Consider the following 25,385-nt stretch of genomic DNA (forward strand, 5'->3'; position numbering starts at 1 on the left):
AGTGAAATTTTATCTTCTTCTGTCTATCAACAAGCTCGTTCTCCGCTTTCGTTAGGTCTGGGGAAAGATATCGCAGGACATCCCGTAGTCGTTGATCTTGGAAAAAATGCCCCACTTACTGGTTGCCGGAACCACTGGTTCAGGGAAATCCGTGGGCTTAAATGCCATGCTTTTGAGTATTCTTTATAAAGCCTTACCGCAGGAAGTTCGCTTATCATGATTGATCCAAAAATGTTGAACTGGCTATTTATGAGGAATTCCAATCTTCTTGCCCCAGTGGTCACGATATGAAAGAAGCGGCAACGCTTTACGTTGGTGTGTGCGGAAATGGAACGTCGTTATAAGTTAATGGCTCATTTAGGTGTACGTAACTTAGGTGGTTATAATCAAAAAATCCAGGAAGCGCTTGATCAAAATTCACCGATCTGTGATCCTTTTTGGAATCCAGAACAAGGTGGTGCACCCGAGAACTTAGCTAAACTTCCTTATATTATTGTCTTAATTGATGAGTTTGCCGATATGATGATGGTCGTCGGTAAAAAAGTAGAAGAGTTAATTGCACGGATTGCGCAAAAAGCACGGGCAGCCGGTATTCATTTAATTTTAGCGACTCAGCGACCGTCTGTCGATGTCATTACAGGCTTAATTAAAGCGAATATTCCCACTCGGATTGCTTTCCAAGTTTCTTCGAAAATTGATTCGCGCACCATTCTTGATCAACAAGGAGCGGATCAATTATTAGGGCATGGGGATATGCTGTATTTAGCGCCGGGAACCGGGGTGCCGATTCGTGTACATGGCGCATTTGTTGCCGATCAGGAAGTTCACGATGTGGTCAGTGCGTTGAAAAAATTAGGGGCTCCCGATTATAAATTAGATCTCAGTCAAGCAAGTTTAGAAAGTTCAGAATTAGGCAGCGAATTAATGGAAGGGGAAGGCGGCGAAAAAGATGTGCTTTATGATCAAGCCGTACAAATTGTCCTAGAAACGCGCCGTGCTTCGATTTCAAACGTCCAAAGACGACTCAAAATCGGTTATAACCGTGCCGCCCGCTTAATGGAAGATATGGAAAAAGCGGGTTTAGTCAGCGCAATGGAAAGCAATGGTAACCGTGAAGTGCTTGTGCCGGATAGAATCAATGAATAAAAATCACTTTTTCTTCGAGGAAAAAGCTTTATTTTCTGACACCATAGCGAGTGAATTATTTAGCTTTAAGCATGTTCTTTTTTATATAAAAGAAACAGGGAAGTTATATTTGATTCTCGTCACGGTTCTAAACAAGCTAGCCGCACAAAGCGTTGTTAAAAAAATAAAAATTGATTGGCCTTGTTCCTTATTTTTAATCTAATCACCTTTTAAAAACATAACAAAATTTATTTTGAGAATGACATTGTCCCATTATCTGCCACGCTAAAAGTTATTTCATCTTGATTGTTTTTTTTAATTAACATGATGCTTTGGTACTTGGATTGGATCAGCTTTTCAACTGATTTTATTTCTGGATTGCCAATGACTCGATCGCTAGCATAATAAGTAGTTATTCTCGTTGAGAAAAAAGCTTGCCAACCTTGCTCAGAAAGATAAGTGATTGCTTGTGTCGGTAATTGTTCTGCAAAAAAAGAAAGTTTTCTAACTTCATTTGGGATATCTGCTATTGTGTCACCTTTATAAACTTCAACGAATGGCCCTGGTATTCATATCGTTTCAGTAAGCTGAATAAACTTCAATTTGATACGATCAAAACTAATTTTTGTTCAGCCCATATTACTAAAGTTAGTTACTTGTAAATCACAATTTGGAAAATAAGAATGATTTAAATTTGAATAAAATTTCTTATATCCTATCGAGAAATTAACTTCTCTTAGAATATCCCCTCTAAAAAAGATCGCTACATTATTTACTTGGCTTTCTTTTGATTTTTTATAAGGCTGATAAAAATCATTCATTGAAAAATAGGCGTCTGTCAAATCTAATGGTCCGATAAATTAGCATAGGCAACCTCTGTTATGAGTGTTCACGAAAGGTGGCAACGAGATGAGCAATTGCATTCATAATAGAACGATGGCTCTGCGTCAAACTTGATAGCGATGCATTCAAATGGTCAATCACTGTTTCAATAAGATTACGTTGGGGAAGCAATTGTTTTTCACATGAGCACTAAAAAACGCACATAACTAGGCATTTGAGAAAATAGTGACGCCAGTATTCAACCATCGCCACAGTAAACGCTTTTAAAATTTTCAAACTGAACCCGTTGAAACATCACTAAAATTGTTATTATTTCGCCCAGAGATAAAGAACAGTCTGGACCACGCTACCGATATGAAGTCTCTCATAATCGTTGATGTTTCATATATTTATCTAGCTCCTTGCAAAAATCATCGCTATAGATACCCTAGAAAACAATTTAGCTTGTTTTTTAGTGTTCTATTCTTATACCGAATTATAAAATCACCATAGATCTTGCGCATAAAAAAGAGCCATTCAAAATAGAATGCGTGCAGAAATTAATCTTGGTCAGGAACCTTTGGAGAAGGATGCGCTGAAATTAACCATCGAGAGCCATCCCACTTATACGTAAACGTATAACGCGCATGGATCACTTCACCATCTTTGCTAAAAAAGGAATACAGCCCTGTATCTACAGCAGAATTACAACCTAAAATCACGGTACTCGAATCAATTTTAGCCAATACTCGAGGATACTCAGCTGAAAAATGAACAAAATAGTTTATCCGCTGTACACTTGTGGAACGTGGCCGAGATGCGGTTGGTAAGAGGACCGCGGTACTTATATAATTTTCATCTACCTTTTCTGGGCTATTTGTTTGTAAAGCCTTTGCCCAGCGATTAAATAAACCTTATATCTCTTGAACACTGACTTTTCGACAACACATTAAATCGTCGGCCAGAACAGTATTTGTCAAAAAATAGGTGGCTAATATGCAAACTGTCCCTTTAATAATTTTTATAACAAAATGACTCTTTGTCTCTTTAAATTAAATAGGCTCCCTTCTAATATATTTTAAAAAGAAAAAATATCTATTAATGATTTGTATTTTACGTGGGCATATAAAAAATACTGTTAATGGACTGGACGGTAGTTAGCCATCTACACACACTATCGACCCTTATATATTGGGTCGTAAATTAGAAGGTGTTAAATAAAGTGGTATTTCTCAACCACACAGCTAACATAGTACCGATTTTAAAAGAGTTTATTCGTCAAGACTGGATCGTTTAATAAAATAATAATGAAACATTAAAGTACAAATTGTGGACTATCTAATCAAAATCCTATTTCTTTTGTTTGTTATAACTTTAAATGTTTTACATCTAAAATTAAAATGCTGCTTTATTTTACTTAAAGTTAATTTAAATATAATGGTTATTATTTTTTAATCACTACAGAGTAGCTGTACCTTTGTATAAGGTGACTTTGATTAAAAAAGAGAGACTGATAAAGAGAGTTTTTTATCGCGCAGCTTGCCTGAACTCAGCACAAAATGAAATAGCAAACTCATTCAATTAACAGAGGCCTTAATAAGAGGAAGATGAAATCGCAATTATGTTTCGTTCCTAAGCCATTGACTCTTATCATTGTTTAATTCATTAAAAAAATTCTTAGATACACTTTAGCACTTCCCCTCAGAGAAAATAAAAAATATAAAAAAGACTAAAGTCTATTAAATCATAAAAAACTATCGCTAAGATGAGTACTATTTTTTTAATCTGTTAAAAAACAATGTTTATAAAGTACGCAATTAATTTTTTTAAGTGAGCGAGGAGAGAAAAAAATTAATATTTATTTTTTATTAATAGCTATTTTCAATAAATAGTTCAACATTTTTAGATGTTAGCAAACTAAAAGTACCTCTAAATAGAGTATAAAAAAATAAAAATCACTCATTATGTAGATTACTATTTAAAAATAAATTAAAAATTATTACACTATGAAAGCTTAGAAGAAAAAATAACAGTAATAAGAAAATGAATACACAAAGAACAAAAATAAATGCCTCGACGCGTTGTGCCGACCACTAACGCTCTCCTAGCTGTCGGCACAACGTTTCTTTTTTAAAGAACGCTCGTCTTTACGAAATCGTTCTTTCGAGACATTGCTCATCAGTTTTAGTCGATTAATCCCATTTGTTTTATTTCATCACGCTCATCACGTAACTCCTGAAGCGTCGCCGCTATTTTTTCTTGTGCAAAGGCATTATGTTCAATATTTGTAATGATTTTAAGCTGACCCTGCTCGACACGAGAAGGAAAAGAAAAAATCAATCCAGAATCAACGGCATATTCTCCTGAAGCACAACCTGCGACAGAAAAACAAGCGCCTAAGGGGGTTTCATGTGTCAAGTGATAAACACTACCCACTACCGCATTCGCAGCAGAAGCTGCAGAAGAAGCCCCCCGCGCTTGAATAACCGCCGCGCCTCGCTTTTGAACCGTCGTAATAAAATCATTTTTTAACCAATTGTGATCCGTAATCACTTCCGTTGCGGGTTGACCACTGATCTGAGCATGATAAAAATCTGGGTATTGCGTACTCGAGTGGTTCCCCCATATAATCATTTGACTGATTTCACGAACCGATACACCCGCTTTTTGAGCAAGCTGGGCACGTGCTCGATTTTCGTCTAATAGCGTCATTGCAAAAAATCGATCTTTTGGTACATCGTGCGCGTGGTGCATCGCAATTAAGCAATTACTATTGCAAGGATTGCCCACAACAAAGACACGTACATCATTGGCTGCGTGATCATTGATTGCTTTACCTTGTTCGGAAAAAATGCGCCCATTGATTTTTAACAAGTCTGCGCGCTCCATACCCGCTTTACGAGGCATCGATCCCACCAAAATAACCCACTGCGCACCTTGCATCGCTTCGTTTAACTGGCTCGTACAAGTAATTTTTTCTAAAAGTGGGAACGCACAATCCTCTAACTCCATAGCAACCCCATGCAACATCGGCAAACTGGCTTCCAATTCTAATAATTGTAATTCTATGGGTTGGTCCAATCCAAACATTTGTCCAGAAGCAATGCGAAATAATAGTGCGTAACCAATCTGGCCCGCTGCACCGGTGACCGCCACTTTAATCGTTTTTTTTAACATAGTTGAATTCCTTAAATGCTAAGCATAATTGTTTTTAACGAAATAGATGATTCCAAGCATGATTCCTATCGGCGACCGCTAAAAAAGCCGGCTGTTTGATAGAATGCGATTTATTATAACGCAAGGGTTGACCTTGCTGATCCAAAACAGCCCCCCCGGCCACCTCCAGGATACATTGGCCGGCTGCCGTATCCCATTCACAGGTCGGGCTCAATCGTGGATAAATATCGCCCAACCCTTCAGCTAACCAACAAAATTTCAGAGAACTCCCACAACGAATCAAATTGAATGCTGGAAATTGATGACAAAAAACCATCAGCTCAGAATGATCATGATGGCGACTTCTTAAAATAGTCAGTGCCGTTTCTTCTGACCACGGCCGCGTTTGCAGAGGTTGCGGCGATTGATTCTGTATTTGTTTGAAAGCACCTTGATCACGCTTAGCAAAGTATACTGTTCTCCAAGCGGGAACAACAACCACGCCTAATACAGACTGATGGTTTTCAATCAGCGCTATATTGACGGTAAATTCACCGTTTTTTCCATGTATTCTTTTGTTCCATCAAGCGGATCCACTAACCAATAACGCGAGGTAGATAACGGTTCTATTGGTGGGACAAAAGATTCTTCCGAGATAATCGGGATATCGGGGGTCAGTTGCTGTAAGCCTTGTAAGATACAATGGTGAGCGGCTAAATCCGCAGCGGTCACAGGGGAATCGTTTGCTTTATATTCAATGATAATCTCGCTATGATAGTCTTTGAGAATACAATCCCCAGCTCGGTTCGCCAAAGAGACGATCTCTGAAAGTAAATCACTCATGGCCAGAGTATAGCGTTATCTATTCCTATGAAACAATCCTCCCCCCATAAACAATATGGTTTAGTACAAGGGAAACCAATTTTAGCGTATACCCTAGACTGTATACTCAGCTATCCTGTATTTAAAAAATGTATTTTAGTTTTGCATGAACAGGATCAATATTGGAAAACCTTTGCGATGACGCACCCAAAGTTAGTGGTCGTCCAGGGAGGTACTGAGCGCCATCACTCGGTGTTAAATGGTTTATTAGCCTTGCAAACCTGGGCGTGCGCGAGCGATTGGGTCGTCGTTCATGATGGGGTTCGCCCGATGTTGCAACACAGTGACCTGGATAAATTAATTAAAGAAGTCGGCGACGACCCAGTAGGCGGCCTCCTTGGTCATCCACTAAGCGCGACATTAAAACAGGTAGGTCATGAATCACAAGTGATTACAACGCTGGATCGCACGGCCTACTGGCAAGCATTCACTCCACAACTTTTTCGCTACCATTGGCTCGATCAAGCATTAAAACAAGCGATCATCCAACATAACACGATTACGGACGAAGCCAGTGCAATTGAGCGGTTAGGCCATTCTCCCAAAATGGTAGAAGGTCGCTCCGATAATCTCAAAATAACCTATCCAGCTGATTTTGAGTTGTTTAAACGCTGGGTTTTAGGTGCTTTAACACACATCCCTAAAAAATAACACTTTAATTTTAAGCGTTGTCCCACATCAACCCACCTAAACGATTGATTCGGTCTTGATACAACTCATTTTTAAGGCAGAGGAAATGGTAACTTTAGTCGCAACCTATCCATATTAGTTTTTAGATTGCGGTAAAAGACTCTGAATATACAGGCGATAATCTAATTGCCCAACCTGTTCGGCTAAGCGACTACGCAATTGTTTTTGTTGTTCAGCGGTTTGTGACTGCGAATGGCCTGGCTCAACCGCTAGGAGCTTAATGATGACATAATCTCCATTGGCAAGCAGTTGCCCAGTAAACACAGGGAATAGACTACTTTGTTTAGGATAGATCATTGCAAAAAGTGTTTGGCGTAATCTTTCAGAAAGCTGCGGTGCGTCGCGTTTAATCGGTTTAAATTCACGCCAAGTTAACTTTAATTTATTTATTTCAGAAGTCTTCGCTGTTTTTTTCTGCTGGAAACGTTCCAGTAAACGCTCGCCCGTCTCTTGTGCCTTATCGATAGCGGCTTGTTGAGTTAATTTTGTAATAATTTCTTTTTTAACTTCAGAAAAAGGCGCCACGGCTGCCGCTTTATGTTCTTTAATACGTAACACTAACGTTGTCTTATCATCTAAATCAAGCAAAGTACTATTATTTCCTTGCAAAACGTCTGGACTAAACGCCATCGCCAACACATTAGGATTTTGCGTCAGCGCATCCTTGCCTCCCTGGCGACTAAACAACGAACTAGAGTGAATGGGTGACTTTAACTGCTTCGCTGCGCTTGCCAAGGAATTTGGATAGCGATAACTTAAATCAGCCAATTGATCACGTTGATCTAAAAACGCTTTTTCATCACTCATTCCAGCAGAAGAGAGTTTCAAATAGTCAATAGAAACTTGTTCAGGCACCTTCCATGCATTCTGATGTTGCTCATAATAATTTTTTGCTTGCGTCTCACTGATGGCGGGTTCAGTTTTTAAAAAGAGGCGATGTGGAACCGTGAGTAAAGCAAAGCGCCGAGTTTGATTTTCCCAACGGACGAGCTGTGTCAGTTCTTCAGGTAAAATAAAAGCAGACTGCACCATCCCTTGCTGCACATGCCCAATTAAGAGTGATTTTTTTAAATTATCGAGGAAAGATTTATAACCCGCATGACGCAAAACAGTATGGAATTGTGTACTCGAAAAATGACCGTTTACTTGAAAAGCGGGAATGGATAATAGGACATTATTCAAATTAGCAGCAATTAAACGATAGTTTTGTTTGTTGGCAGCAGCCACTAGCATTTGATCCAAAGACCAACGTGCAATCAGTTGTTGTTTTAGCCATTCTGATAATTCAGAATTCAGTGGTGCAGAGGTGGCTAAGCGTTGTTGTGCTTGCTGATACACTTGTTTAAAGGCGGCATCAAATTCTTGTTGAGATAAAGTTTGTCCTGCACTACGCGCGATAATTTTCTGATTCCCTTGGCCTTGTATTTGCAAATACCCGCGGATTCCCCATAGGACAAACACCAAAACAAGAAGGCCTATAATCGTCCCTGTTAACCAACCTTGTGTTTTATCACGAATCGATTGCAGCATAAACGAACCTCCTCATGTCGGAATCTTCGAAAGCCACTACCCGTTTCCAAGTGAAACGGTTTGGCAGAAAATAAACTTTTTTATGCTTCTTACTGCTGAGTGTTTCTATCTTAAAAAAAAGTTCTAATTATTAAGATAGGTTCACAGATTTGCAAAAACTTGGCGGAGTGGACGGGACTCGAACCCGCGACCCCCGGCGTGACAGGCCGGTATTCTAACCAACTGAACTACCACTCCTGCTGTTTCTGAATGGTGGGTGCTGTAGGACTCGAACCTACGACCCTCGCCTTGTAAGGGCGATGCTCTAACCAACTGAGCTAAGCACCCTATCGGAAGGGTCCGTATTCTAAACTGAATTGAAAAATATTACTACCCTTTTTGCATGGTATCTTTTAATGTTTTTCCGGCTTTGAATCCAACCACACGACTCGCCGCAATTTGTAGTACATCACCTGTCTGCGGATTACGTCCTACACGCGCTTTGCGTTCACGTACGGTAAATGAACCAAAGCCAATTAAGGTAATATCTTCACCTTTTGCTAACGCTCGGGTCATAGAGGCTAATAGTGAATCGAGTGTTTTGGCCGCAACTGTTTTGGAAACACTGGCGGCTTCAGCGATCACATCAATTAATTCTGACTTATTCATAGGTCCTCACATCGGTAAGTATTGCAAGATTCGTCTGTCAAGCGGGTTTATAATTGTTAGTGTGGATTTGTTGTAGGCTGAATTTTTTGTTGTATTTTTTTACTCACGAGTTTAATCGAGGCAAGGTTTTTTTTTCCTTTTTTTAATTTAGATTGCGATCGAGAAAGTGGCTTGGTGGCTTTTTGCAAAGCAATGTCAAGGACTTGATCGATCCAACGCACTGGATAAATTTGCAGTCCTTCTTGAATATTTTTAGGAATTTCTTTTAAATCACGTTTGTTTTCTTCTGGAATAATGACTTCTTTGATTCCTCCACGATGAGCGGCTAATAGTTTTTCTTTCAATCCACCAATCGGCAAAACTTCGCCACGTAACGTAATTTCTCCTGTCATCGCGACATCCGCACGAACCGGATTTTTCGTGATGGCCGAAACCAACGCTGTACACATCCCAATACCCGCACTTGGACCATCTTTGGGCGTTGCACCTTCTGGAACATGCACATGGACATCAATTTTTTCATGGAAATTATGAGTGAGCCCCAGCACCACCGCACGACTACGCACAACCGTAAACGCTGCCTGAATCGATTCTTGCATCACTTCACCTAGATGACCGGTATAACTTGTTTTACCTTTCCCCGGAATCACTGCCGCTTCAATTGTCAACAATTCGCCGCCAACTTCTGTCCAAGCCAAGCCACTGACCTGGCCAATTTGATCATGTGATTCAACTAAACCATAGCGATAACGTCTCACACCTAGATATTCTTCTAAATTCGCTGCGCTCACTTTAACCGATTTTAGGCTAGCATTGCGCTCAATTTCTGTCACAACCTTACGACAAATCTTAGAAATTTCTCGCTCAAGATTCCGTACACCTGCTTCACGCGTATAATGACGAATAATATCACGCAAAGCGTCGTCGGTTACCACTAACTCTTGCTTTTTCGATGTTGTTTTAAGTCCGTTGAGCTTAATTTGTTTAGGAAGCAAATGCTGTTTAGCAATATTAATTTTTTCATCTTCCGTGTAACCAGGGATACGGATCACTTCCATCCGATCAAGCAAAGCCGGAGGAATATCTAAGGTATTCGCTGTCGCAATGAAGAGTACTTCAGAAAGATCGTAACCTACTTCAAGGTAGTGGTCATCAAAGGCGACATTTTGTTCTGGATCCAACACTTCAAGCAAGGCAGAAGCCGGATCGCCTCGAAAATCCATTGCCATTTTGTCGATTTCATCTAGCATAAAAAGTGGGTTTTTGACCCCCGCTTTAGCCATTTTTTGCATGATCCGGCCCGGCATCGAACCAATATAAGTGCGCCGATGGCCACGAATTTCAGCCTCATCGCGTACACCACCTAAAGAGATTCGACTAAACTCTCGGCCTATCGCTCGTGCAATCGACTGGCCTAATGAGGTCTTACCGACACCCGGTGGACCGACTAAACAAAGAATCGGACCTTTTAATTTTTTGACACGTTTATGGACCGCTAGAAACTCAATCACACGCTCTTTTACTTTATCTAAGCCGTAGTGTCCTTCTTGCAAAATTTTTTGTGCAGAATCTAAATCAAACACGACTTTACTGGATTTACTCCACGGCACCGCTAAAATCCAGTCTAAATAATTACGACTCACAGTGGCCTCAGCCGACATCGGTGACATCGATTTCAGTTTACTTAATTCGGAAAGCGCTTTTTCTTTCGCTTCTTTTGGCATTTTCGCTTTTTCTATTTTATCGGCAATTTCTTCAAGCTCATTGCCCAAACCTTGTGATTCACCTAACTCTTTTTGAATCGCTTTGACTTGTTCATTTAAATAGTATTCGCGTTGCGTTTTTTCCATCTGCTTTTTGACTCGACTGCGAATTCGTTTTTGCATTTGCAAAAAATCAATCTCACTTTCTATAAAAGCAAGTAGTTTTTCTAAACGATCCTTAACTAGAAAATCTTCGAGGATTTGTTGTTTATCTTGTATCTTGAGAGAGAGATGTGCGGCGATCATATCAGCCAAACGACCGGGATTTTCAATACTCGACAGCGTACTGAGAATCTCCATAGGGATTTTTTTATTGAGTTTAACGTACTGCTCAAATTGCGCTAAAACGGTTCGTGTAAGGACTTCGATATCTTGATCGGGCTCAGTTTTTGGCATCTCGACGACTTCTATCTCTGCACTGAGGTAATCTGCTTCGACATGAAAGGCTTTAGCACGACCACGCTGCGAACCTTCCACTAACACTTTCACGGTCCCATCAGGCAGTTTTAACAACTGTTCCAACTTGATAAAAACTATCGATGCCGGGATTGTCTTCTGCGGGATTTTTTTGTGCAATTAAGATAATTTTTTTGTCGGTAGAGGTCGCCGTCATCGTCGCTTCTAACGCTTTGATGGAGTGCTTTCTCCCGACAAAAAGGGGAATAACCATATGGGGATAAACAACAACGTCTCTAAGTGGTAATAATGGTAATCGCTCTACTACGTCAGTTGTTTTACCCATAAACTTTTTTCCTGTAATAAAAATATATTTTCGTTAATCCCTACCTGCGGCTAAATCGTCATCTTGTCTATCGATATCTGACTCTTGTCTATAAATGACTAACGGTTTAGCGCCCTTTGTAATGGTTGTCCCTTCAATAACAACCTTATCTGCATTTTGCATGGATGGAAGTTCATACATCACATCTAACAAGGCGTTTTCTAAGATAGATCGTAATCCACGGGCACCGGTTTTTCGTTCTAACGCTTTTTTTGCGACCACGCGCAGCGCTTCATCGCGAAACTCTAAATCGACATTATCCATTTTAAAGAGTTTAACATACTGTTTGATGAGTGCATTTTTAGGTTCTTTTAATATTTTAACCAACATGTCGTCATTCAGCTCTTCTAAGGTCGCGATAACCGGTAATCGACCAATCAACTCAGGAATAATACCGTATTTGACTAAATCTTCCGATTGCAGGCGGCGTAACATTGTTTGCACCGCTTCCTTTTCTTCTTTGCTACGCACATCTGCGGCAAAACCAATGCCTGTTCGTTCGGTACGGTGACGAATGATTTTCTCTAGACCTGAAAACGTACCCCCACAAATAAAGAGAATATTGGTCGTATCGATTTGTACGGTTTCTTGATTCGGATGCTTACGCCCACCTTGGAGGGGAACCGAGGCAACCGTACCTTCAAGTAATTTAAGCAGTGCTTGCTGGACGCCTTCACCGGAAACATCTCGCGTAATCGAAGGACTTTCAGCACGACGACTAATTTTATCAATTTCGTCGATATAGATAATGCCGAGCTGTGCACGCTCTACATTGCCATTAGCAGCCTGGAGTAATTTTTGTAAAATATTTTCAACATCATCCCCGACATAACCGGCTTCAGTCAGTGTCGTCGCATCAGCAATCGCAAAAGGAAGATTAAATAAACGCGCCAACGTTTTAGCTAACAGCGTTTTACCACTCCCCGTTGGACCAATCAATAACACATTACTTTTACTGACTTCCGTTTCATCTTTCGCATTCAAGGGATGGTGCTTGGCTTTTTTCAGCAAGTCCAAACGTTTGTAATGATTATACGCCGCAACAGATAATACTTTTTTAGCGTACGTTTGACCGACCACAAATTCATCAAACACACTGTGTATTTCTGCGGGCTTCGGAATAACAAAGTGCCCTTCTTGACGAGGGACCTCTTGTTGAAACTCTTCTTGCAGAATATCACTGCATAATTGGACACATTCATTACAAATAAAAATGGAGGGCCCGGCAATCAGCTTTGGCACTTCATTTTGACTTTTACCACAAAATGAACAGTGCAGAGGCCCCGAGGCTTTGCCATTAGTTAAATCGGTCATATACGTCACACCTCATAAACTGTTATTAATATTTATACAATGAGTTACTGGGAGATAAATCATTACCTACTTGTACTTAATAAAACCATCCAAAACTTTAGCTGGTCACCGTCGCTTCTAAATCGCTCTTTGCAGACTCGTTAGGAAACCTTTTTGTTAAGACTGAATCAATGAGTCCATAATCGATCGCCTGTTGCGCACCCATAAAGTTGTCCCTATCTGTGTCACGCAATATATCCCCGGCATTCTTCCCGGTATGCTTGGCCATAATGGCATTGATGCGCTCTCTAAGAAGTAACATTTCTCGGGTGTGAATTTCAATATCACTCGCCTGACCTTGATATCCTCCTAAAGGCTGATGAATCATCATCCGTGCATGCGGCAAACAATGACGTTTCCCTTCTTTACCGCCACACAGCAACAGCGCCGCCGCACTGGCTGCTTGACCAATACACATGGTGCTCACATCAGGCTTAATAAATTGCATGGTATCGTAAATAGCCAAACCAGCGGTCACAACCCCCCCTGGCGAGTTAATGTATAAAAAGATATCTTTATCGGGATTTTCAGATTCTAAAAATAGCATCTGAGCAATCACCAGATTGGCCATATGATCTTCAATCGGTCCCACGATAAAAATAATACGATCCTTGAGTAGTCGAGAATAAATATCGTAAGCACGTTCACCTCGACCCGACTGTTCAACGACCATAGGAACAAGTAACGAATTTAATTCCGCTTTTGCCATTTTCATCGTATGCATAATTACTCTCTAAAAAAATAAGTATTGAGAACCGTGCTCGCCTCGTAAATCAATAAACAAAGCCGATTAGCACGATTCAATTTAAGATCAGTTCCGTTTGTTATTGATTTATCTCAGAACTCATAAACTCCTTGTAATCGACTGGTTTTTCTGTGTAGCAGACCTTGTCAAGCAACGTGTCGATCAGTTGATCTTCTAACACCGAAGAACGAAGGTTAAACATCATTCGTTCATCTTTAAAAAGTCGCTCACGCATGGAAATATCAAATTGGAAGGCACTCAAAAGCCGCTCCGCTTGTTGTTTAAGCCGAACTTCGTCGACTTTAAGCTGATATTTTTCGATTAACGCGTTAAATAATAATCCTAATGTAACCCGCCGGCGCGCGAATTCACGTAACTCTTCCTGCTTCTCTGCAGTCAATTCAACCGGCTCTTGCCCGGCTTTTTGGACCATTTTCGATCGGGCATCCGCTTCTAAACGATAAAACTCTTCACCTAACAAATGATCGAGCAGCTGTGTTTTGAGCTTGTCTCGAACTCGCTGATGAATCTCTTCTTGAATTTTTTCCCGAATACGTAAACGCAGTGTTTCGAGATTACCTTCTTCGATACCAAACCCTTTGATCAAGGCTTCGTCTAATTCAGGCAGCTTGGCTTCACACACACGCTTAATTTGCACGGTAACGGTTGTCTCTTTTTTAGCCGCTTCTTCTGCCGTGGTATTCGTGGGTAAAATGGTTGTAAAAGAACCCTCTGCCGCCTGACCGCATAAAGAAGATCAAACGTTACTTGATCACCGTAGCCGGCCGCACGCGGGACTTCTATCCACTCGGCATGTTGCAGACGAATACGCGCGAGCACTTCATCTATATCCGACTCTGCAAACGTTACGACTGTTTTTTCAAGCGTAATCTGACTTTCTTCCGGTGCAGCCACTTTGGGGTAAATCTCAAAATGAGCGATATATTCTAAATCTTGGCCTCGTTCAGCCTTCACTAAATCAATATGCCCCAGCCGGAGTTAATGCGTGTTCTTTCAGTGCATGGGCTAAGCTGTGTTGCAAAGACTCCTGAACCACTTCACTCCAGATACTCTGACCATAAAGCTTTTCGACGACGGAAACAGGAACTTTACCTGGACGAAAACCATCAAGGCGCGCTTTTTTTGCTAAATCCGCAAGACGACGCTTACGGTCTTGTTCAAGCTGTAGCGTGGGAACCACCACACTTAACCGACGATCTAAATGCCCGGTTTCTTCTACCGAAATTTGCAATTCACTCATAAATAAAAAGACTCTTTATCGTTGTTTCCTAGGTCTACTAGCTGGTGCGAAAGGAGAGACTCGAACTCTCACGGGTTACCCCACTGGAACCTAAATCCAGCGCGTCTACCAGTTCCGCCACATTCGCAAGACCATTAATTATACAGGTATCTCAACTGGATGAAAATCACTCCTGTGAATTTGTCAGCCACTGGGCCGCCTGCTTCGCAAAGTAGGTCAGTATAGCATCGGCCCCCGCCCTCTTGATAGCCAACAAGCTTTCTAGTATCGCTGGCCGCTCGCGAAGATAGCCCTGGATCACCGCCATCTTCAGCATAGAATACTCGCCACTGACCTGATAAACAAACGTGGGCACTGCAAACCGTTGTTTGACTCGATAAACCACATCCAGGTAAGGCATCCCAGGTTTTACCATTACAATATCAGCTCCTTCGGCCAGGTCAAGCGCCACTTCATGTAAGGCTTCATGACTATTTGCCGGGTCCATTTGATACGTCTGTTTGCTCAAGCCTTGCAACGTCTTATCCGAACCAATCGCTTCCCGAAACGGGCCATAGAATTGCGAGGCATATTTAGCGGAATAGGCGATAATCTTGTGTATTCACATAAGCTTGTGCTTCTAAAGCTTGACGAATCGCGCCAATCCGACCATCCATCATATCGGAAGGCGCTAAAGCATCGACACCCGCTTCGGCATAGCACAAGGCTTGTTTGACTAACACATCATTCGTTTTATCGTTAAGAATTTCCCCAGTTGTACTCAATAAACCATCATGGCCATGCAGAGTATACGGGTCTAAGGCCACATCGGTAATCACTCCCATCGCTGGAAAATTCGCTTTAATCGCTCGAATTGCGGTCGGAATTAAACTTTCAGGATTATAGGCCTCTGCTGCGTCAGCGGTCCTAAACTCGATCGGGGTGACAGGGAACAGAGCTATCGCTTGAATATCTAATTGCTGTAATATCTGAATTTCTTCCAACAGATGATCCAAAGTAAGCCGCTCAATTCCAGGCATACTCGGAATAGGCTGACGTTGGTTGTTACCAGGTAACAAAAACATTGGGCAAATTAAATCATGGGTACTCAGTCGGGTCTCCGCACTTAACCGTCGACTAAAATCGCGCATGCGCAGGCGACGCAATCGGGTTACGGGAAATTGGCGCATAAAAAACCTTTATTATAGAGTAAGAGGATTGACCTGAGTCTTTGCAGCGAAACTGTTACTAAAAATCGGTGAAAGATCCAGCCTATTCCGTTGGTACGCAGGATAACAAAAAAGCACATGAGGGTCGATTCTTCCCTGTAAATAATTGAAAAAATCGACCCGTTTGAGCGGCTCACCCGACCCAAACCAGTCGAATCCGTGTTATACTTGTAATGTTTCGTCTATTTTTGTTAGAATCGCGCCTCACTGTTTTAGAATCAATCCGCCATATTGTACTATTCACACCACGTGGGCGGCGTGCTGGAGCATCACAACTATGAAGACTTCGATGGCCAAAACCGGTCAGATAGAGCGCAAATGGCATCTTATCGATGCCTCGGGTCAAACACTAGGTCGACTCGCGAGTCATTTAGCGCACCTCTTACGCGGGAAACACAAACCTGAATTCACACCGCACGTCGACACGGGCGATTACGTTGTGGTGATCAACGCCGAAAAGGTCGTGGTCACGGGGAATAAGTTTAGCGATAAACAATACGAACATTACACGGGCTATCCAGGTGGGTTAAAAACGGTTTCGTTCGATAAATTACAACAACGTTTTCCAGCGCGAATTATCGAAAAAGCGGTGAAAGGTATGCTACCTAAAAATACGTTAGGTTATGCAATGCTCACCAAGTTAAAAGTTTACCGGGGTAGTGTGCACCCACATCAGGCACAGAACCCACAGCTAAACGTTAATAATTAAAATTAGGTTGATTTATGGCAACAAGGCAAATGCAAAATTATGGTACGGGTCGTCGTAAAAGATCGGTTGCCCGGGTATTTATGAAAAAAGGAACCGGTCAGATTTCAGTCAATGGCCGTGACCTAGAATCTTACTTTGGTCGTGAAACCGCGCGCATGATGGTTCGTCAACCTTTAGAAGTGGTGAGTCAACTCGATCAATTTGATTTTTCCATCACCGTTTGTGGTGGGGGAAGCAGCGGTCAAGCCGGTGCGATTCGTCACGGAATTAGCCGTGCGTTAATTCAGTACGATGAAGCGACCACAACTCCTGCCGCCGAAATCGACAACGAACTTGAACAAACGCTTTCTTTTCGCCGCATGTTGCGTCGTGAAGGTTTAGTCACGCGTGACGCACGAAAAGTCGAACGGAAAAAAGTAGGGCGCCATAAGGCTCGTAAAGGAACTCAATACTCGAAACGTTAATTAGTCGATCCAACGGAAAACGTTTCTTGTTTCTTCAATTGTCTTCTTGTTTGCCAACCGCGATAAGTCTGCTTTAAATTTATCGCGGTTTTTTTAGCGGTTTATTTTTTGCTTTTTATTTGAGTTCATTATAAGAAAGGCGGATCATGGAAGACGATCGCCGCCATTTTCTGGTTACGCTCACTAAATTAATAGGCAGTTTAGGGATCACCGCCTTTTTCTTTCTTTTTTTAAAATCATGGCCTGCGCCGACTCATACCAACGTGGATTTGCGCCCTTTAGTGCCTGGGGAATCACTGATTGCGGTTTGGAATAATCAACCCGTTTAGATTATTCGTCGAACACAAGCTATGTTAGATACTCTCTTCTCTCAATACGCCCACAATTAGTCGATCCAGATTCATTCACCGCTCAACAACCACCTTATATTCAAAAAAATTATCGTTCATTAAATCCAGAATATTTTGTTGTGATTGCCTTGTGTACTCACCTGGGTTGCGCAACACAATACAAACCTCAACGCGGTGAAGTAAAAAAATTGGCTAGGTTTTTTTGTCCCTGTAATGGGTCAATGTTTGATCTAGCGGGCCGTGTCTTGAAAAATGTTCCCGCAGCAAGCAATTTAAAAATTCCACCGTATCATTTTATGAATCCTTATACCTTGGTAATAGGACAAGATCCGGAGCATATCTAAAAGATGGAGCCGACCGAACCCGAATCTCGCGTCTCTTTTTTGAAACATTCTATCGCTTGGCTGGATGCACGTTTCCCGCTCACCACTTTCATGCAAAAACACGTTACCATTATTATCTGCCAGCGAACTTAAATGGTTGGTATGTGTTTGGCGCGTTAAGCCTTTTTTTCTTAGGTTTACAGGTTTTTTTAGTGGGTTTTGGTTGATGATGTTTTATACCCCGACACCGGAAGCCGCTTTTAATTCGATTGAATACTTAATGAGAGACGTCCCGTGTGGCTGGTTCATTCGTTACCTGCATTCGAGTGGTGCTTCCTTTTTTTCATTTTGCTTTACGCGCATCTATTGCGTGGTTTGCTCTATGGTTCCTATAAAAAACCCAGAGAATTGGTTTAGTTATTAGGGGTGTTACTCTATCTGCTCTCAATTAAGTGAAACCTTTTTAGGTTATCTCCTCCCTTGGGGACAAATGTCGTATTGGCAAGTCAAGCCGCCGCCTCTGCGGTCGGCACGTTCCCCTTTTTCGGTGAAACGCTAAGGTATTGGTTACGCGGCGACAGCCATGTTTCTGCAGTGGCCCTACATCGTTTTTTTCCTTTACATAACGTCGGGTTACCAACACTATTTATTTTTTGGTCGGCTTCCATCTCGTTGCCTTACGTACAGTCAGGTCAACTCGCCCACAAAGAACCACTTCACCGACACGCGCATCACTTCCGTCCACTGATATTCCATTTCATTCTTACTACACCAGCTAAGATTTACTTGCCTTGGCCATCAGTCTATTTATTTTTTCGCTGATTGTTTTTTTTATGCCCGAGATGTGGGGGGGGTATTTTTTAGAAGCATCGAATTTTATCCCCGCTCATCCACACCAAACACCCAACACGATTCGACCACTTTGGTATCTTGCCCCCTTTTACAGCTTACTTTGTGTGATTCCTAATTCATTTTTTGGAACATTCACTGTGTTAGGGGCCCCATTACTTTTCTTTTTACTCCCGTGGCTCGATAAAAGTATGCCCGGTACGGGACAACGAAATTGGCTATTTAAACTGGCTCTAAGTGGTTTTGTTTTCAGTTTTATCGTTCTGGGATTTTTAGGGGCGACGGCCCAAACGATGCAAAATCTAGTACTACTCAGATTCTGTGCGTTACTCTATTTTTTATTTTTTTATTGATGCCGTTTTATACACGACAAACACTTCACTAAAATAGCAGTCGGTGTTATGTGGAAACTTATTTTCATTTTAGGGTGGTGTATCATTGAACACGCTGTTGCATACACTGCATCGCAGTCACTCCATACAAATCAGCCCGCCACCCTGCACGCACCTAAAACGGTCGCGTCATTACAACGTGGTGCAAAATATTTTATGTATTTTTGTTCAGGTTGTCATTCACTCAAACTGATGCGATATGATAAAATGGCCGAAGATTTACAGATAATTGATAAAAAAAACCGCAATGAGGTCAACAACAACTTAAAAAAAATCTCATTTTAACGGGCGTGTCCGCACATCAACGCATTGAGTCGGCGTTGACCCAACAACAAGCATTACACTGGTTTGGAGTGATCCCTCCCGACCTTTGGTTGATTACTCGCGCACGAAGTGTAAATTGGGTGTATAATTACCTCCTTGGTTTTTATGAAGACAACAAACGTCCTTTGGGGTCAATAATTATCTCGTTAATCGTACAGCCATGCCCAACCCGCTGACGATGCTACGCCATCACAGCTTAGATCATTGGGTCTGCATTTCTATCCGAGGTTGACAAGCTCACTCAGGTAAAAACCGCTGGCGGCGATACGCCAAACTGGGTGTTAGAAGATGTTTTAACGGACCTTATCCATTTTTTGGATTATGTCGGCGAAACCACTCGAGCGACTCGTCGATCTTACGGCAAAAAAGTATGTGTTTTTTTGCTGATATTTGTAGGGCTTGCCTATCTTCTAAAAAAACAAATTTGGCACTCCGTTAATCCCTCTTCACGGAGCGATTAACATGAAATGAATGCTTAGAGTTCGACACACGTTTTCATCAATTGCTCAATAAAATGATGATTCTAGGTTGAAGACTTTATTGACTACTATGGAGAAGCATTTCTATGGCGCAATCAGCCGGTAAACGTTCTACAATGAGCTTATATGTCAGTTACGATGATCCCTACAGTCATCGAGTACGTATTGTCCTCGCTGAAAAAGGTATCCATGCAGAAATTTTCGATATCACTTCACAAGAGGTGGTTGAAAACTTTCTAGAAATCAGTCCATACGGCAATGTTCCGGTCATTATTGACCGCGATCTGATTCTGTATGAAGCGAATATTATTACCGAATATTTAGATGAGCGATATCCACACCCGCCCTTACTCCCTGTTTATCCCGTCGCGCGCGCGAAAAGTCGACAAATGATTTATCGTATTGAACGAGATTGGTATCCACTTCTCCATGCGATTGAAAAAGGGTATAAAAATGATGCCAATGCGGCGCAGCAAGAAGAAGCAAACATCGCACAAAAGAAACTAGAAGATAGCTTAAGCCATCTTGATCTCGTTTTTTCCGGCAAGCCTTATTTTATGAATGAAGAATTTACACTCGTTGACTGTTGTATTGCTGCTTTACTGTGGCGCTTAGATTGTTTAGGCGTTAAAATGAACACATTACCAGAAAGTATTTTGAATTATAAGGCACGTATTTTTAAGCGTCCTTCGCTCAAGGCGATTTCAAATGAAACTGAATTTGGAGTGAAAGTTTAAATGATATCAAATCGATCCTATCTATTAAAAGCGTTTTACGATTGGATCAGCGATAATGAGTTAACCCCTTATCTGTTGATCGATGCCGAGTTCAATGAAGGAAAAATAACACTGAACATTTCGAAAGAAGCGATCCTCCATCTTAAAATTGATCAGGCAGCGATTCAATTTGACGCGAGTTTTAACGGAGAATCGACATTAGTGTATGCGCCTATCGGTGCAGTGTTAGCAATTTACGCACGTGAAAACGGTCAGGGCATGGTTTTTGCTGAAGAAGAAGGCGCGGAAGACGAAGGTGACGGAACCCCACCCCCTCCTCCTAAAGTTCGTTCGGGCGCAAAACCAAAACTCTCTATCGTTAAATAACGAATGAAATCGCCGGTGTTGATTGGTTGGCGAGAGTGGGTGGCCTTGCCAGAACTCGGTCTCTCTCGCATCAAAGCTAAAATAGACACCGGTGCTCGTACTTCTGCGTTACATGCTTTTAGTCTCCATACGCCGGATGAACCTGTCCACCATAAACAAAAAGTTTGTTTCAAGGTTCGTTCCCTCACCCGTCAAGGGACTCGACGTGTCATCGAATGCGTAGCGGATTTGGTTGATATTCGAGAAATCACCGATTCAGGGGGGCACAAAGAACGTCGTTACGTCATCTGTACGCCGCTTATTGTCGGTCAATACAGTTGGCCTATTGAAATCACATTAACGAGTCGCGACAATATGCGTTTCAAAATGCTGTTAGGGCGCACCGCATTGAGTAATCGTTTTATTGTCGACCCCGGCCGCTCTTACCTACTACAACACAAAAAATAGCGTTCTTTTATGAAAATTGCGATTTTGTCTCGTTACGCAAAACTCTATTCGACACGTCGTCTTGCTGAAGAAGCGATTAAGCGTGGCCACACCGTCAAGATTATCGATACATTACGTTGTTATATGAATATCACTTCGCAAAATCCATCGATTCATTATAAAGGTAAAATTCTCGATAAATTTGACGCCGTCATCCCACGAGTCGGTTCGTCGATCACGTTTTATGGCGCCGCATTAGTACGCCAATTTGAAATGATGGGCGTGTTCGTCGCCAATGATTCCATCTCCATCACCCGGGCACAAGATAAACTTCGTTCCTTACAATTATTATCTCGCAAAGGAGTGGGTTTGCCGATTACCGGTTTTGCTTATTCACCGGACGATATTCAAGATTTAATTGAAATGGTCGGGGGTCCGCCATTGGTCATCAAAATTTTAGAAGGTACTCAAGGGATCGGGGTGGTTTTAGCGGAAACCCAACAAGCGGCAACCAGCGTAATTGAAGCGTTCTTAGACTTACAAGCACATATTATGGTGCAAGAATATATTAAAGAATCCAAAGCAGCCGATATTCGCTGTTTTGTCGTCAATGGTAAAGTGATTGCTGCCATGGAGCGGCGTGCGAAAAGTGGAGAATTTCGTTCGAATGTCCATCGTGGCGGCACCGTTCATCTTGCCAAACTCAGTACAGAAGAGCGCGCCACGGCGATTCGCGCCGCAAAAATTATTGGCTTAAATATTGCCGGTGTCGATTTATTGCGCTCAAAACGAGGTCCTCTTGTCATGGAAGTCAATTCTTCTCCGGGATTAGCCGGAATAGAAAAAGCGACTCAAAAAAATGTAGCGGAGCTGATCATCCGCTTTATTGAACAAAAACACAGTAAGCACTAGTTTTTATTTATTGAATCCTTAGGTCTATCCGGTTTATAGTCTGAGGATGGTTACGCAAAATCAATCTTTAGCACCGCTTGCCGCGCGGATGCGCCCGCAATCGCTCGATGAGTTTATCGGGCAATCTCATCTCTTAGGTGTCGGAAAAGGATTACGATATGCTTTGTCACACGGTAAACTGCATTCAATGATTTTGTGGGGGCCTCCAGGTACGGGGAAAACTACCCTAGCACGTTTAATGGCGCAACACTCTTCACTCCGTTTTGAAGCCTGTTCAGCACTCTCTATGGGCGTGCGTGAACTCCGTCTTTTAGCGGAAACAGCAAAAGTGGCCTACGAACAGGTTGCACACCCACAACCCACTTTATTATTTATTGATGAAATTCATCGTTTTACCAAATCACAACAAGATGCCTTACTCCCTTTCGTCGAGCCTGGTTTATTCATTCTTGTTGGCGCATCGTTTTGCTTTTAAAACAATGCACTTTTATCACGAACACGTATCTATGTATTAAAAAAACTCGCCTCAGTAGATATTGTACAACTGATTGATCGCGCCTTATGCGATACCGAACACGGTTTAGGAACGTTGACATTGACGATTACAGAAAGCGCCAAACAACAATTAGCGAATATTGCTGACGGCGATGCCCGGCAAGCGCTCAACTTACTGGAAATTGCGGCGGATTTAGCTGAAAACCAATTGATTGATGAATCCATCTTAAAAAAAGTGACACAAACCAATTTGCGGCGCTTTGATAAACAAGCCGACTTTTTTCATGAACAAATTTCAGCACTACACAAATCAGTTCGTGGTTCACACCCGGATGCGGCCCGGATGCGGCACTGTATTGGCTCGCGCGGATGCTGGATGGCGGTTGTGATCCTTTATATCTCGCGCGACGGATTGTCCGGATGGCCAGTGAAGACATTGGTAATGCCGATCCCCGCGCCGTACAACTCGCTTTAACCGCTTGGCAAGTCCAGGAACGTCTAGGCAGTCCGGAAGGAGAATTAGCCCTGGCCCAGGCAGTGGTTTATTTAGCGTGTACCGCAAAAAGTAATGCCGTCTATCATGCGTTGAATACCGCCAAAGCAGAAGTAGCAAAAGGCGGGACATTTGATGTACCTCTGCATTTGCGCAATGCAACCACTCGCTTAATGCGTCAACTCGATTATGGAAAGGATTACCGCTACCCACACGACGAACCCAATGCGTATGCACAAGGTGTCACCTACTTTCCAGAAGCGTTAGGTGAACAAGAGTATTATTTCCCAGTTCCTCGTGGACTTGAATTAAAAATAGGTGAAAAACTCAAAAAATTACGCGAAAGTATCCCTACCAAACCAACGAAGGATGAATAATTCCTTCACGTGCGAGTAATTGGCGTTTGTATTCTAAACCCCATCGATAACCCGTTAAGGCACCTGTTTTGCTGAGAACACGATGACAAGGAATAAACATTGCAACCGGATTCGCGGCACACGCGTTGGCTACGGCGCGTACCGACTGTGGTCGACCGATACACTGTGCTATCGTGCTATAACTCACAGTCTCTCCGCGTGGAATAGTTTGTAGCCGGCGCCAAACCGTTTGTTGAAACAACGTTCCTTGTGGATCCAACCTCACGTCTCCCGCTTGACTCAACCCATTAACCACTTTCAAAACTTTGACTATCAAAGCCGGCCTATTTTTTGTCACCCAATTAATACATTGTTCTGGATACCTTTTCTGAAAGGAAACGAGTAAGCTGTCTACACTTTGCCCAAGAAACAGGACACATAATTTTTGAGCCCGTGTCGCAAGTAAGACATACCCAAAAACACAAGACGTCACCAGAACCGATAAGGGAGATTCAAATGATCGAACGTGTCGTCGCACGCAGTGTTTTGACTGACTTTCTCGAGACATAAAGCTTAATTTCACTTTACAACGTTTTTGTAAATTTCAAACCGATCAAAATGTTTTGTTTTTATTTGCCTAGAAAATGACTCCCTACGCAGCGCCTCATCCACGACTTCATTATTGTTCAGGTACACGTTTCTTCTAAGCAACGTAGTTCTTGATCAGAAAGACCTGTCATTTCTTTAATGTAATCCTGATTTTCTCCTCTATTAAGCATTTTTTTTGCTATAACGAGGGCTTTATCATACTCGCCTTCTCGTCGACCTTCTTGTCGACCTTGCTGTTCAATTTGCGGTGCCAAGGTACTCATAAATTCTTGTTTATATTCTTCTTTAAATTGTTGTGCAAACGTCATAATTGATTTCCTCGCAGATTCCTTCTGGAAAAGCCTGGATGAGTTCTTTAATGAGATGATGAGTCGCCTGTAGCTCATACTCGTCCTGAGTCGTATGGACGATATAGCTTAACATATCCCTCAGATAGGAAATAGGAAGCTGTTTCACTACATTTTGCATCAGCCGGTTTTGCAGCATTTTCCTCATAATCACCATGAAGTTCTTGGCTCGATGGTGTTTGAATAGCATTTCCATCAAAGCGGCCACATGCTGACTGATTTCCTCATCTGAAAAAATCGTCAAATCAATCAGCTTGAAAGGCTTAAACATCACTTGCCGTGCAAAATCCGGCTCATCAAAGTGATCATAGAGATCCGTTGAGTGGGGATAAGGAGAGACTTCGCCATGATAAACACACAACGGTAAAATAATAGGTAACTTTTTATGGCCTTGTTGTAAGTGCTCAGCACTCAAAGAAACCATATACTGTAATAAGCGAAACGCCATGAATTTATTTTTAGCCGTCGATTCATGCTCGACTAAGAAAAAAGATAGCCCGGTTTTTGATGAATGTTGCACTGATAAATGATATCACTATGAATTTCTCGTAACACAGGAATAACAAAACTTTTTTCAGTCAGCTTTAAAGTCTCCAGCGCGATAGACTGATGAATCACCGGGGGGATATAGGCTTTTAAAAAATCGATAGCGATCTTCTTTTCCTTGAGATTTCGTTTAAAAAACTTATCATGAGGATGATTGATCGAAATCGACATCGCTTTGTTATTATTTGCTTTGAATAAAACCAAGTTTAATCATTTTATGATAAAAGATCCGCTTAAATCTTAA

34 protein-coding genes, 3 tRNA genes and 3 pseudogenes are annotated in these 25,385 nt (G+C 41.9%); 18 read left to right on the forward strand and 22 right to left on the reverse strand.

The window, feature by feature from the left end; all coding sequences use genetic code 11:
• Window positions 1-106 precede the first annotated feature (106 nt).
• Complete coding sequence (locus S3O_RS20105) at window positions 107-220, forward strand: FtsK/SpoIIIE domain-containing protein (protein WP_328264260.1); 114 nt, start codon at window positions 107-109, stop codon at window positions 218-220.
• Window positions 221-315: 95 nt separating this feature from the next.
• A complete protein-coding gene (locus tag S3O_RS20110; protein ID WP_010597931.1) occupies window positions 316-1,146 on the forward strand; it encodes an FtsK/SpoIIIE domain-containing protein in 831 nt (276 codons plus the stop codon).
• 858 nt (window positions 1,147-2,004) lie between these two features.
• Here the strand turns inward: S3O_RS20110 and S3O_RS19580 are convergent.
• The 4 genes and pseudogenes from S3O_RS19580 to cysQ form a co-directional block, all read right to left on the reverse strand.
• Window positions 2,005-2,139 (reverse strand): hypothetical protein, encoded by a 135-nt coding sequence (locus S3O_RS19580; protein ID WP_268869416.1) that lies wholly within the window; start codon window positions 2,137-2,139, stop codon window positions 2,005-2,007.
• Between the two features lie 368 nt (window positions 2,140-2,507).
• A complete protein-coding gene (locus S3O_RS17220) occupies window positions 2,508-2,693 on the reverse strand; it encodes a hypothetical protein (protein ID WP_010597933.1) in 186 nt (61 codons plus the stop codon).
• Window positions 2,694-4,131: 1,438 nt separating this feature from the next.
• On the reverse strand, window positions 4,132-5,124 hold the full coding sequence (locus S3O_RS0104735; RefSeq protein ID WP_010597934.1) for a malate dehydrogenase: 993 nt from the start codon (window positions 5,122-5,124) through the stop codon (window positions 4,132-4,134).
• A gap of 34 nt (window positions 5,125-5,158) precedes the next feature.
• A pseudogene (gene cysQ, locus S3O_RS20115) lies at window positions 5,159-5,946 on the reverse strand (3'(2'),5'-bisphosphate nucleotidase CysQ).
• Window positions 5,947-5,973: 27 nt separating this feature from the next.
• On the opposite strand from cysQ, the gene ispD reads away from it, so the two are divergent.
• Entirely contained in the window at window positions 5,974-6,636 is a 663-nt protein-coding gene (gene ispD, locus S3O_RS0104745; RefSeq protein WP_010597937.1) for a 2-C-methyl-D-erythritol 4-phosphate cytidylyltransferase, read from the forward strand.
• Window positions 6,637-6,750: 114 nt separating this feature from the next.
• Here ispD and S3O_RS0104750 read toward each other — a convergent pair whose 3' ends face one another.
• The 13 genes and pseudogenes from S3O_RS0104750 to S3O_RS20670 all read right to left on the reverse strand — a co-directional run bounded on the left by S3O_RS0104750 (window position 6,751) and on the right by S3O_RS20670 (window position 15,925).
• Complete coding sequence (locus S3O_RS0104750; protein ID WP_010597938.1) at window positions 6,751-8,205, reverse strand: SurA N-terminal domain-containing protein; 1,455 nt, start codon at window positions 8,203-8,205, stop codon at window positions 6,751-6,753.
• 160 nt (window positions 8,206-8,365) lie between these two features.
• Window positions 8,366-8,442 (reverse strand) — tRNA-Asp (locus tag S3O_RS0104755).
• A gap of 13 nt (window positions 8,443-8,455) precedes the next feature.
• Window positions 8,456-8,532, reverse strand: a tRNA-Val gene (locus S3O_RS0104760).
• A 42-nt stretch (window positions 8,533-8,574) separates the two neighbouring features.
• Window positions 8,575-8,853 carry an HU family DNA-binding protein gene (locus tag S3O_RS0104765; RefSeq protein ID WP_010597939.1) on the reverse strand — a complete coding sequence of 93 codons (279 nt, stop codon included), beginning with the start codon at window positions 8,851-8,853 and terminating at the stop codon, window positions 8,575-8,577.
• Between the two features lie 56 nt (window positions 8,854-8,909).
• A pseudogene (gene lon / locus S3O_RS13855) lies at window positions 8,910-11,358 on the reverse strand (endopeptidase La).
• 33 nt (window positions 11,359-11,391) lie between these two features.
• Window positions 11,392-12,711, reverse strand: coding sequence for an ATP-dependent Clp protease ATP-binding subunit ClpX (gene clpX, locus S3O_RS0104775; RefSeq protein ID WP_010597942.1), 1,320 nt, complete (start codon window positions 12,709-12,711; stop codon window positions 11,392-11,394).
• Window positions 12,712-12,808: 97 nt separating this feature from the next.
• Window positions 12,809-13,474 carry an ATP-dependent Clp endopeptidase proteolytic subunit ClpP gene (clpP, locus tag S3O_RS11470; protein WP_010597943.1) on the reverse strand — a complete coding sequence of 222 codons (666 nt, stop codon included), beginning with the start codon at window positions 13,472-13,474 and terminating at the stop codon, window positions 12,809-12,811.
• 100 nt (window positions 13,475-13,574) lie between these two features.
• Window positions 13,575-14,153, reverse strand: coding sequence for a trigger factor (locus S3O_RS15410; RefSeq protein WP_010597944.1), 579 nt, complete (start codon window positions 14,151-14,153; stop codon window positions 13,575-13,577).
• Window positions 14,111-14,470, reverse strand: coding sequence for a trigger factor (locus S3O_RS15415; RefSeq protein ID WP_010597945.1), 360 nt, complete (start codon window positions 14,468-14,470; stop codon window positions 14,111-14,113). Before S3O_RS15415 ends, S3O_RS15410 begins: the two co-directional genes overlap by 43 nt.
• A gap of 4 nt (window positions 14,471-14,474) precedes the next feature.
• Window positions 14,475-14,756: a trigger factor family protein gene (locus S3O_RS15420; protein ID WP_010597946.1), complete on the reverse strand. Its 282-nt coding sequence runs from the start codon at window positions 14,754-14,756 to the stop codon at window positions 14,475-14,477.
• A 42-nt stretch (window positions 14,757-14,798) separates the two neighbouring features.
• Window positions 14,799-14,883: transfer RNA gene (locus tag S3O_RS0104800), tRNA-Leu, on the reverse strand.
• 39 nt (window positions 14,884-14,922) lie between these two features.
• The gene (locus S3O_RS20665; protein WP_328264343.1) at window positions 14,923-15,357 is read right to left on the reverse strand and encodes a delta-aminolevulinic acid dehydratase; all 435 of its coding nucleotides are present in this window, start codon (window positions 15,355-15,357) and stop codon (window positions 14,923-14,925) included.
• Complete coding sequence (locus tag S3O_RS20670; RefSeq protein WP_010597948.1) at window positions 15,329-15,925, reverse strand: delta-aminolevulinic acid dehydratase; 597 nt, start codon at window positions 15,923-15,925, stop codon at window positions 15,329-15,331. Before S3O_RS20670 ends, S3O_RS20665 begins: the two co-directional genes overlap by 29 nt.
• A gap of 316 nt (window positions 15,926-16,241) precedes the next feature.
• Between S3O_RS20670 and rplM the strand changes: the two genes are divergently transcribed.
• The 6 genes from rplM (at window position 16,242) to S3O_RS18790 (ending at window position 18,234) form a co-directional block, all read left to right on the forward strand.
• Window positions 16,242-16,673: a 50S ribosomal protein L13 gene (gene rplM / locus S3O_RS0104810; RefSeq protein ID WP_010597949.1), complete on the forward strand. Its 432-nt coding sequence runs from the start codon at window positions 16,242-16,244 to the stop codon at window positions 16,671-16,673.
• Window positions 16,674-16,687: 14 nt separating this feature from the next.
• Window positions 16,688-17,137, forward strand: coding sequence for a 30S ribosomal protein S9 (gene rpsI, locus S3O_RS0104815; RefSeq protein WP_029463660.1), 450 nt, complete (start codon window positions 16,688-16,690; stop codon window positions 17,135-17,137).
• A 146-nt stretch (window positions 17,138-17,283) separates the two neighbouring features.
• Window positions 17,284-17,466: a hypothetical protein gene (locus S3O_RS15425; RefSeq protein WP_010597951.1), complete on the forward strand. Its 183-nt coding sequence runs from the start codon at window positions 17,284-17,286 to the stop codon at window positions 17,464-17,466.
• A 140-nt stretch (window positions 17,467-17,606) separates the two neighbouring features.
• A complete protein-coding gene (locus S3O_RS20380; RefSeq protein ID WP_408005644.1) occupies window positions 17,607-17,831 on the forward strand; it encodes a Rieske 2Fe-2S domain-containing protein in 225 nt (74 codons plus the stop codon).
• A 56-nt stretch (window positions 17,832-17,887) separates the two neighbouring features.
• Complete coding sequence (locus tag S3O_RS18785; protein ID WP_192805896.1) at window positions 17,888-18,037, forward strand: hypothetical protein; 150 nt, start codon at window positions 17,888-17,890, stop codon at window positions 18,035-18,037.
• Entirely contained in the window at window positions 18,034-18,234 is a 201-nt protein-coding gene (locus S3O_RS18790) for a hypothetical protein (RefSeq protein ID WP_235776202.1), read from the forward strand. The genes S3O_RS18785 and S3O_RS18790 overlap by 4 nt, the downstream gene beginning before the upstream one ends.
• 82 nt (window positions 18,235-18,316) lie before the next feature.
• Here the strand turns inward: S3O_RS18790 and S3O_RS18795 are convergent, their stop codons facing one another.
• The gene (locus S3O_RS18795) at window positions 18,317-18,478 is read right to left on the reverse strand and encodes a hypothetical protein (protein ID WP_156792751.1); all 162 of its coding nucleotides are present in this window, start codon (window positions 18,476-18,478) and stop codon (window positions 18,317-18,319) included.
• A 165-nt stretch (window positions 18,479-18,643) separates the two neighbouring features.
• Here S3O_RS18795 and S3O_RS18800 point away from each other — a divergent pair, with 165 nt between their 5' ends.
• The 9 genes and pseudogenes from S3O_RS18800 to S3O_RS13885 all read left to right on the forward strand — a co-directional run bounded on the left by S3O_RS18800 (window position 18,644) and on the right by S3O_RS13885 (window position 23,660).
• Complete coding sequence (locus tag S3O_RS18800; protein ID WP_192805885.1) at window positions 18,644-19,012, forward strand: hypothetical protein; 369 nt, start codon at window positions 18,644-18,646, stop codon at window positions 19,010-19,012.
• Between the two features lie 48 nt (window positions 19,013-19,060).
• Window positions 19,061-19,336 (forward strand): cytochrome c1, encoded by a 276-nt coding sequence (locus S3O_RS20385; RefSeq protein WP_010597954.1) that lies wholly within the window; start codon window positions 19,061-19,063, stop codon window positions 19,334-19,336.
• A 5-nt stretch (window positions 19,337-19,341) separates the two neighbouring features.
• Window positions 19,342-19,551: a cytochrome c family protein gene (locus tag S3O_RS15440; RefSeq protein WP_010597955.1), complete on the forward strand. Its 210-nt coding sequence runs from the start codon at window positions 19,342-19,344 to the stop codon at window positions 19,549-19,551.
• A 102-nt stretch (window positions 19,552-19,653) separates the two neighbouring features.
• Entirely contained in the window at window positions 19,654-19,836 is a 183-nt protein-coding gene (locus tag S3O_RS20390) for a cytochrome c1 (protein ID WP_010597956.1), read from the forward strand.
• A gap of 104 nt (window positions 19,837-19,940) precedes the next feature.
• Window positions 19,941-20,591 (forward strand): glutathione S-transferase N-terminal domain-containing protein, encoded by a 651-nt coding sequence (locus S3O_RS0104860; protein WP_010597957.1) that lies wholly within the window; start codon window positions 19,941-19,943, stop codon window positions 20,589-20,591.
• Window positions 20,592-20,957, forward strand: a complete 366-nt coding sequence (locus S3O_RS0104865) for a stringent starvation protein B (RefSeq protein ID WP_010597958.1) — start codon at window positions 20,592-20,594, stop codon at window positions 20,955-20,957.
• A 15-nt stretch (window positions 20,958-20,972) separates the two neighbouring features.
• The gene (locus tag S3O_RS0104870) at window positions 20,973-21,404 is read left to right on the forward strand and encodes an ATP-dependent zinc protease family protein (protein ID WP_235776165.1); all 432 of its coding nucleotides are present in this window, start codon (window positions 20,973-20,975) and stop codon (window positions 21,402-21,404) included.
• 9 nt (window positions 21,405-21,413) lie between these two features.
• Window positions 21,414-22,295, forward strand: a complete 882-nt coding sequence (rimK, locus tag S3O_RS0104875) for a 30S ribosomal protein S6--L-glutamate ligase (RefSeq protein ID WP_010597960.1) — start codon at window positions 21,414-21,416, stop codon at window positions 22,293-22,295.
• Between the two features lie 46 nt (window positions 22,296-22,341).
• A pseudogene (locus tag S3O_RS13885) lies at window positions 22,342-23,660 on the forward strand (replication-associated recombination protein A).
• Here the strand turns inward: S3O_RS13885 and S3O_RS11505 are convergent.
• The 4 genes from S3O_RS11505 to S3O_RS0104910 form a co-directional block, all read right to left on the reverse strand.
• Complete coding sequence (locus S3O_RS11505) at window positions 23,635-24,207, reverse strand: methylated-DNA--[protein]-cysteine S-methyltransferase (protein WP_083827652.1); 573 nt, start codon at window positions 24,205-24,207, stop codon at window positions 23,635-23,637. The pseudogene S3O_RS13885 and the gene S3O_RS11505 sit on opposite strands and share 26 nt — an antisense overlap.
• A gap of 118 nt (window positions 24,208-24,325) precedes the next feature.
• Window positions 24,326-24,556 (reverse strand): RpnC/YadD family protein, encoded by a 231-nt coding sequence (locus S3O_RS18805; RefSeq protein ID WP_010597965.1) that lies wholly within the window; start codon window positions 24,554-24,556, stop codon window positions 24,326-24,328.
• On the reverse strand, window positions 24,534-25,115 hold the full coding sequence (locus S3O_RS18810; protein ID WP_235776166.1) for an Rpn family recombination-promoting nuclease/putative transposase: 582 nt from the start codon (window positions 25,113-25,115) through the stop codon (window positions 24,534-24,536). Before S3O_RS18810 ends, S3O_RS18805 begins: the two co-directional genes overlap by 23 nt.
• Window positions 25,076-25,312 carry an Rpn family recombination-promoting nuclease/putative transposase gene (locus tag S3O_RS0104910; RefSeq protein ID WP_010597967.1) on the reverse strand — a complete coding sequence of 79 codons (237 nt, stop codon included), beginning with the start codon at window positions 25,310-25,312 and terminating at the stop codon, window positions 25,076-25,078. Before S3O_RS0104910 ends, S3O_RS18810 begins: the two co-directional genes overlap by 40 nt.
• Window positions 25,313-25,385: the final 73 nt, after the last annotated feature.

Origin of the sequence: Rickettsiella massiliensis 20B, from assembly GCF_000257395.1 — a bacterium.
Classification (GTDB): Bacteria; Pseudomonadota; Gammaproteobacteria; order Diplorickettsiales; family Diplorickettsiaceae; genus Diplorickettsia; species Diplorickettsia massiliensis.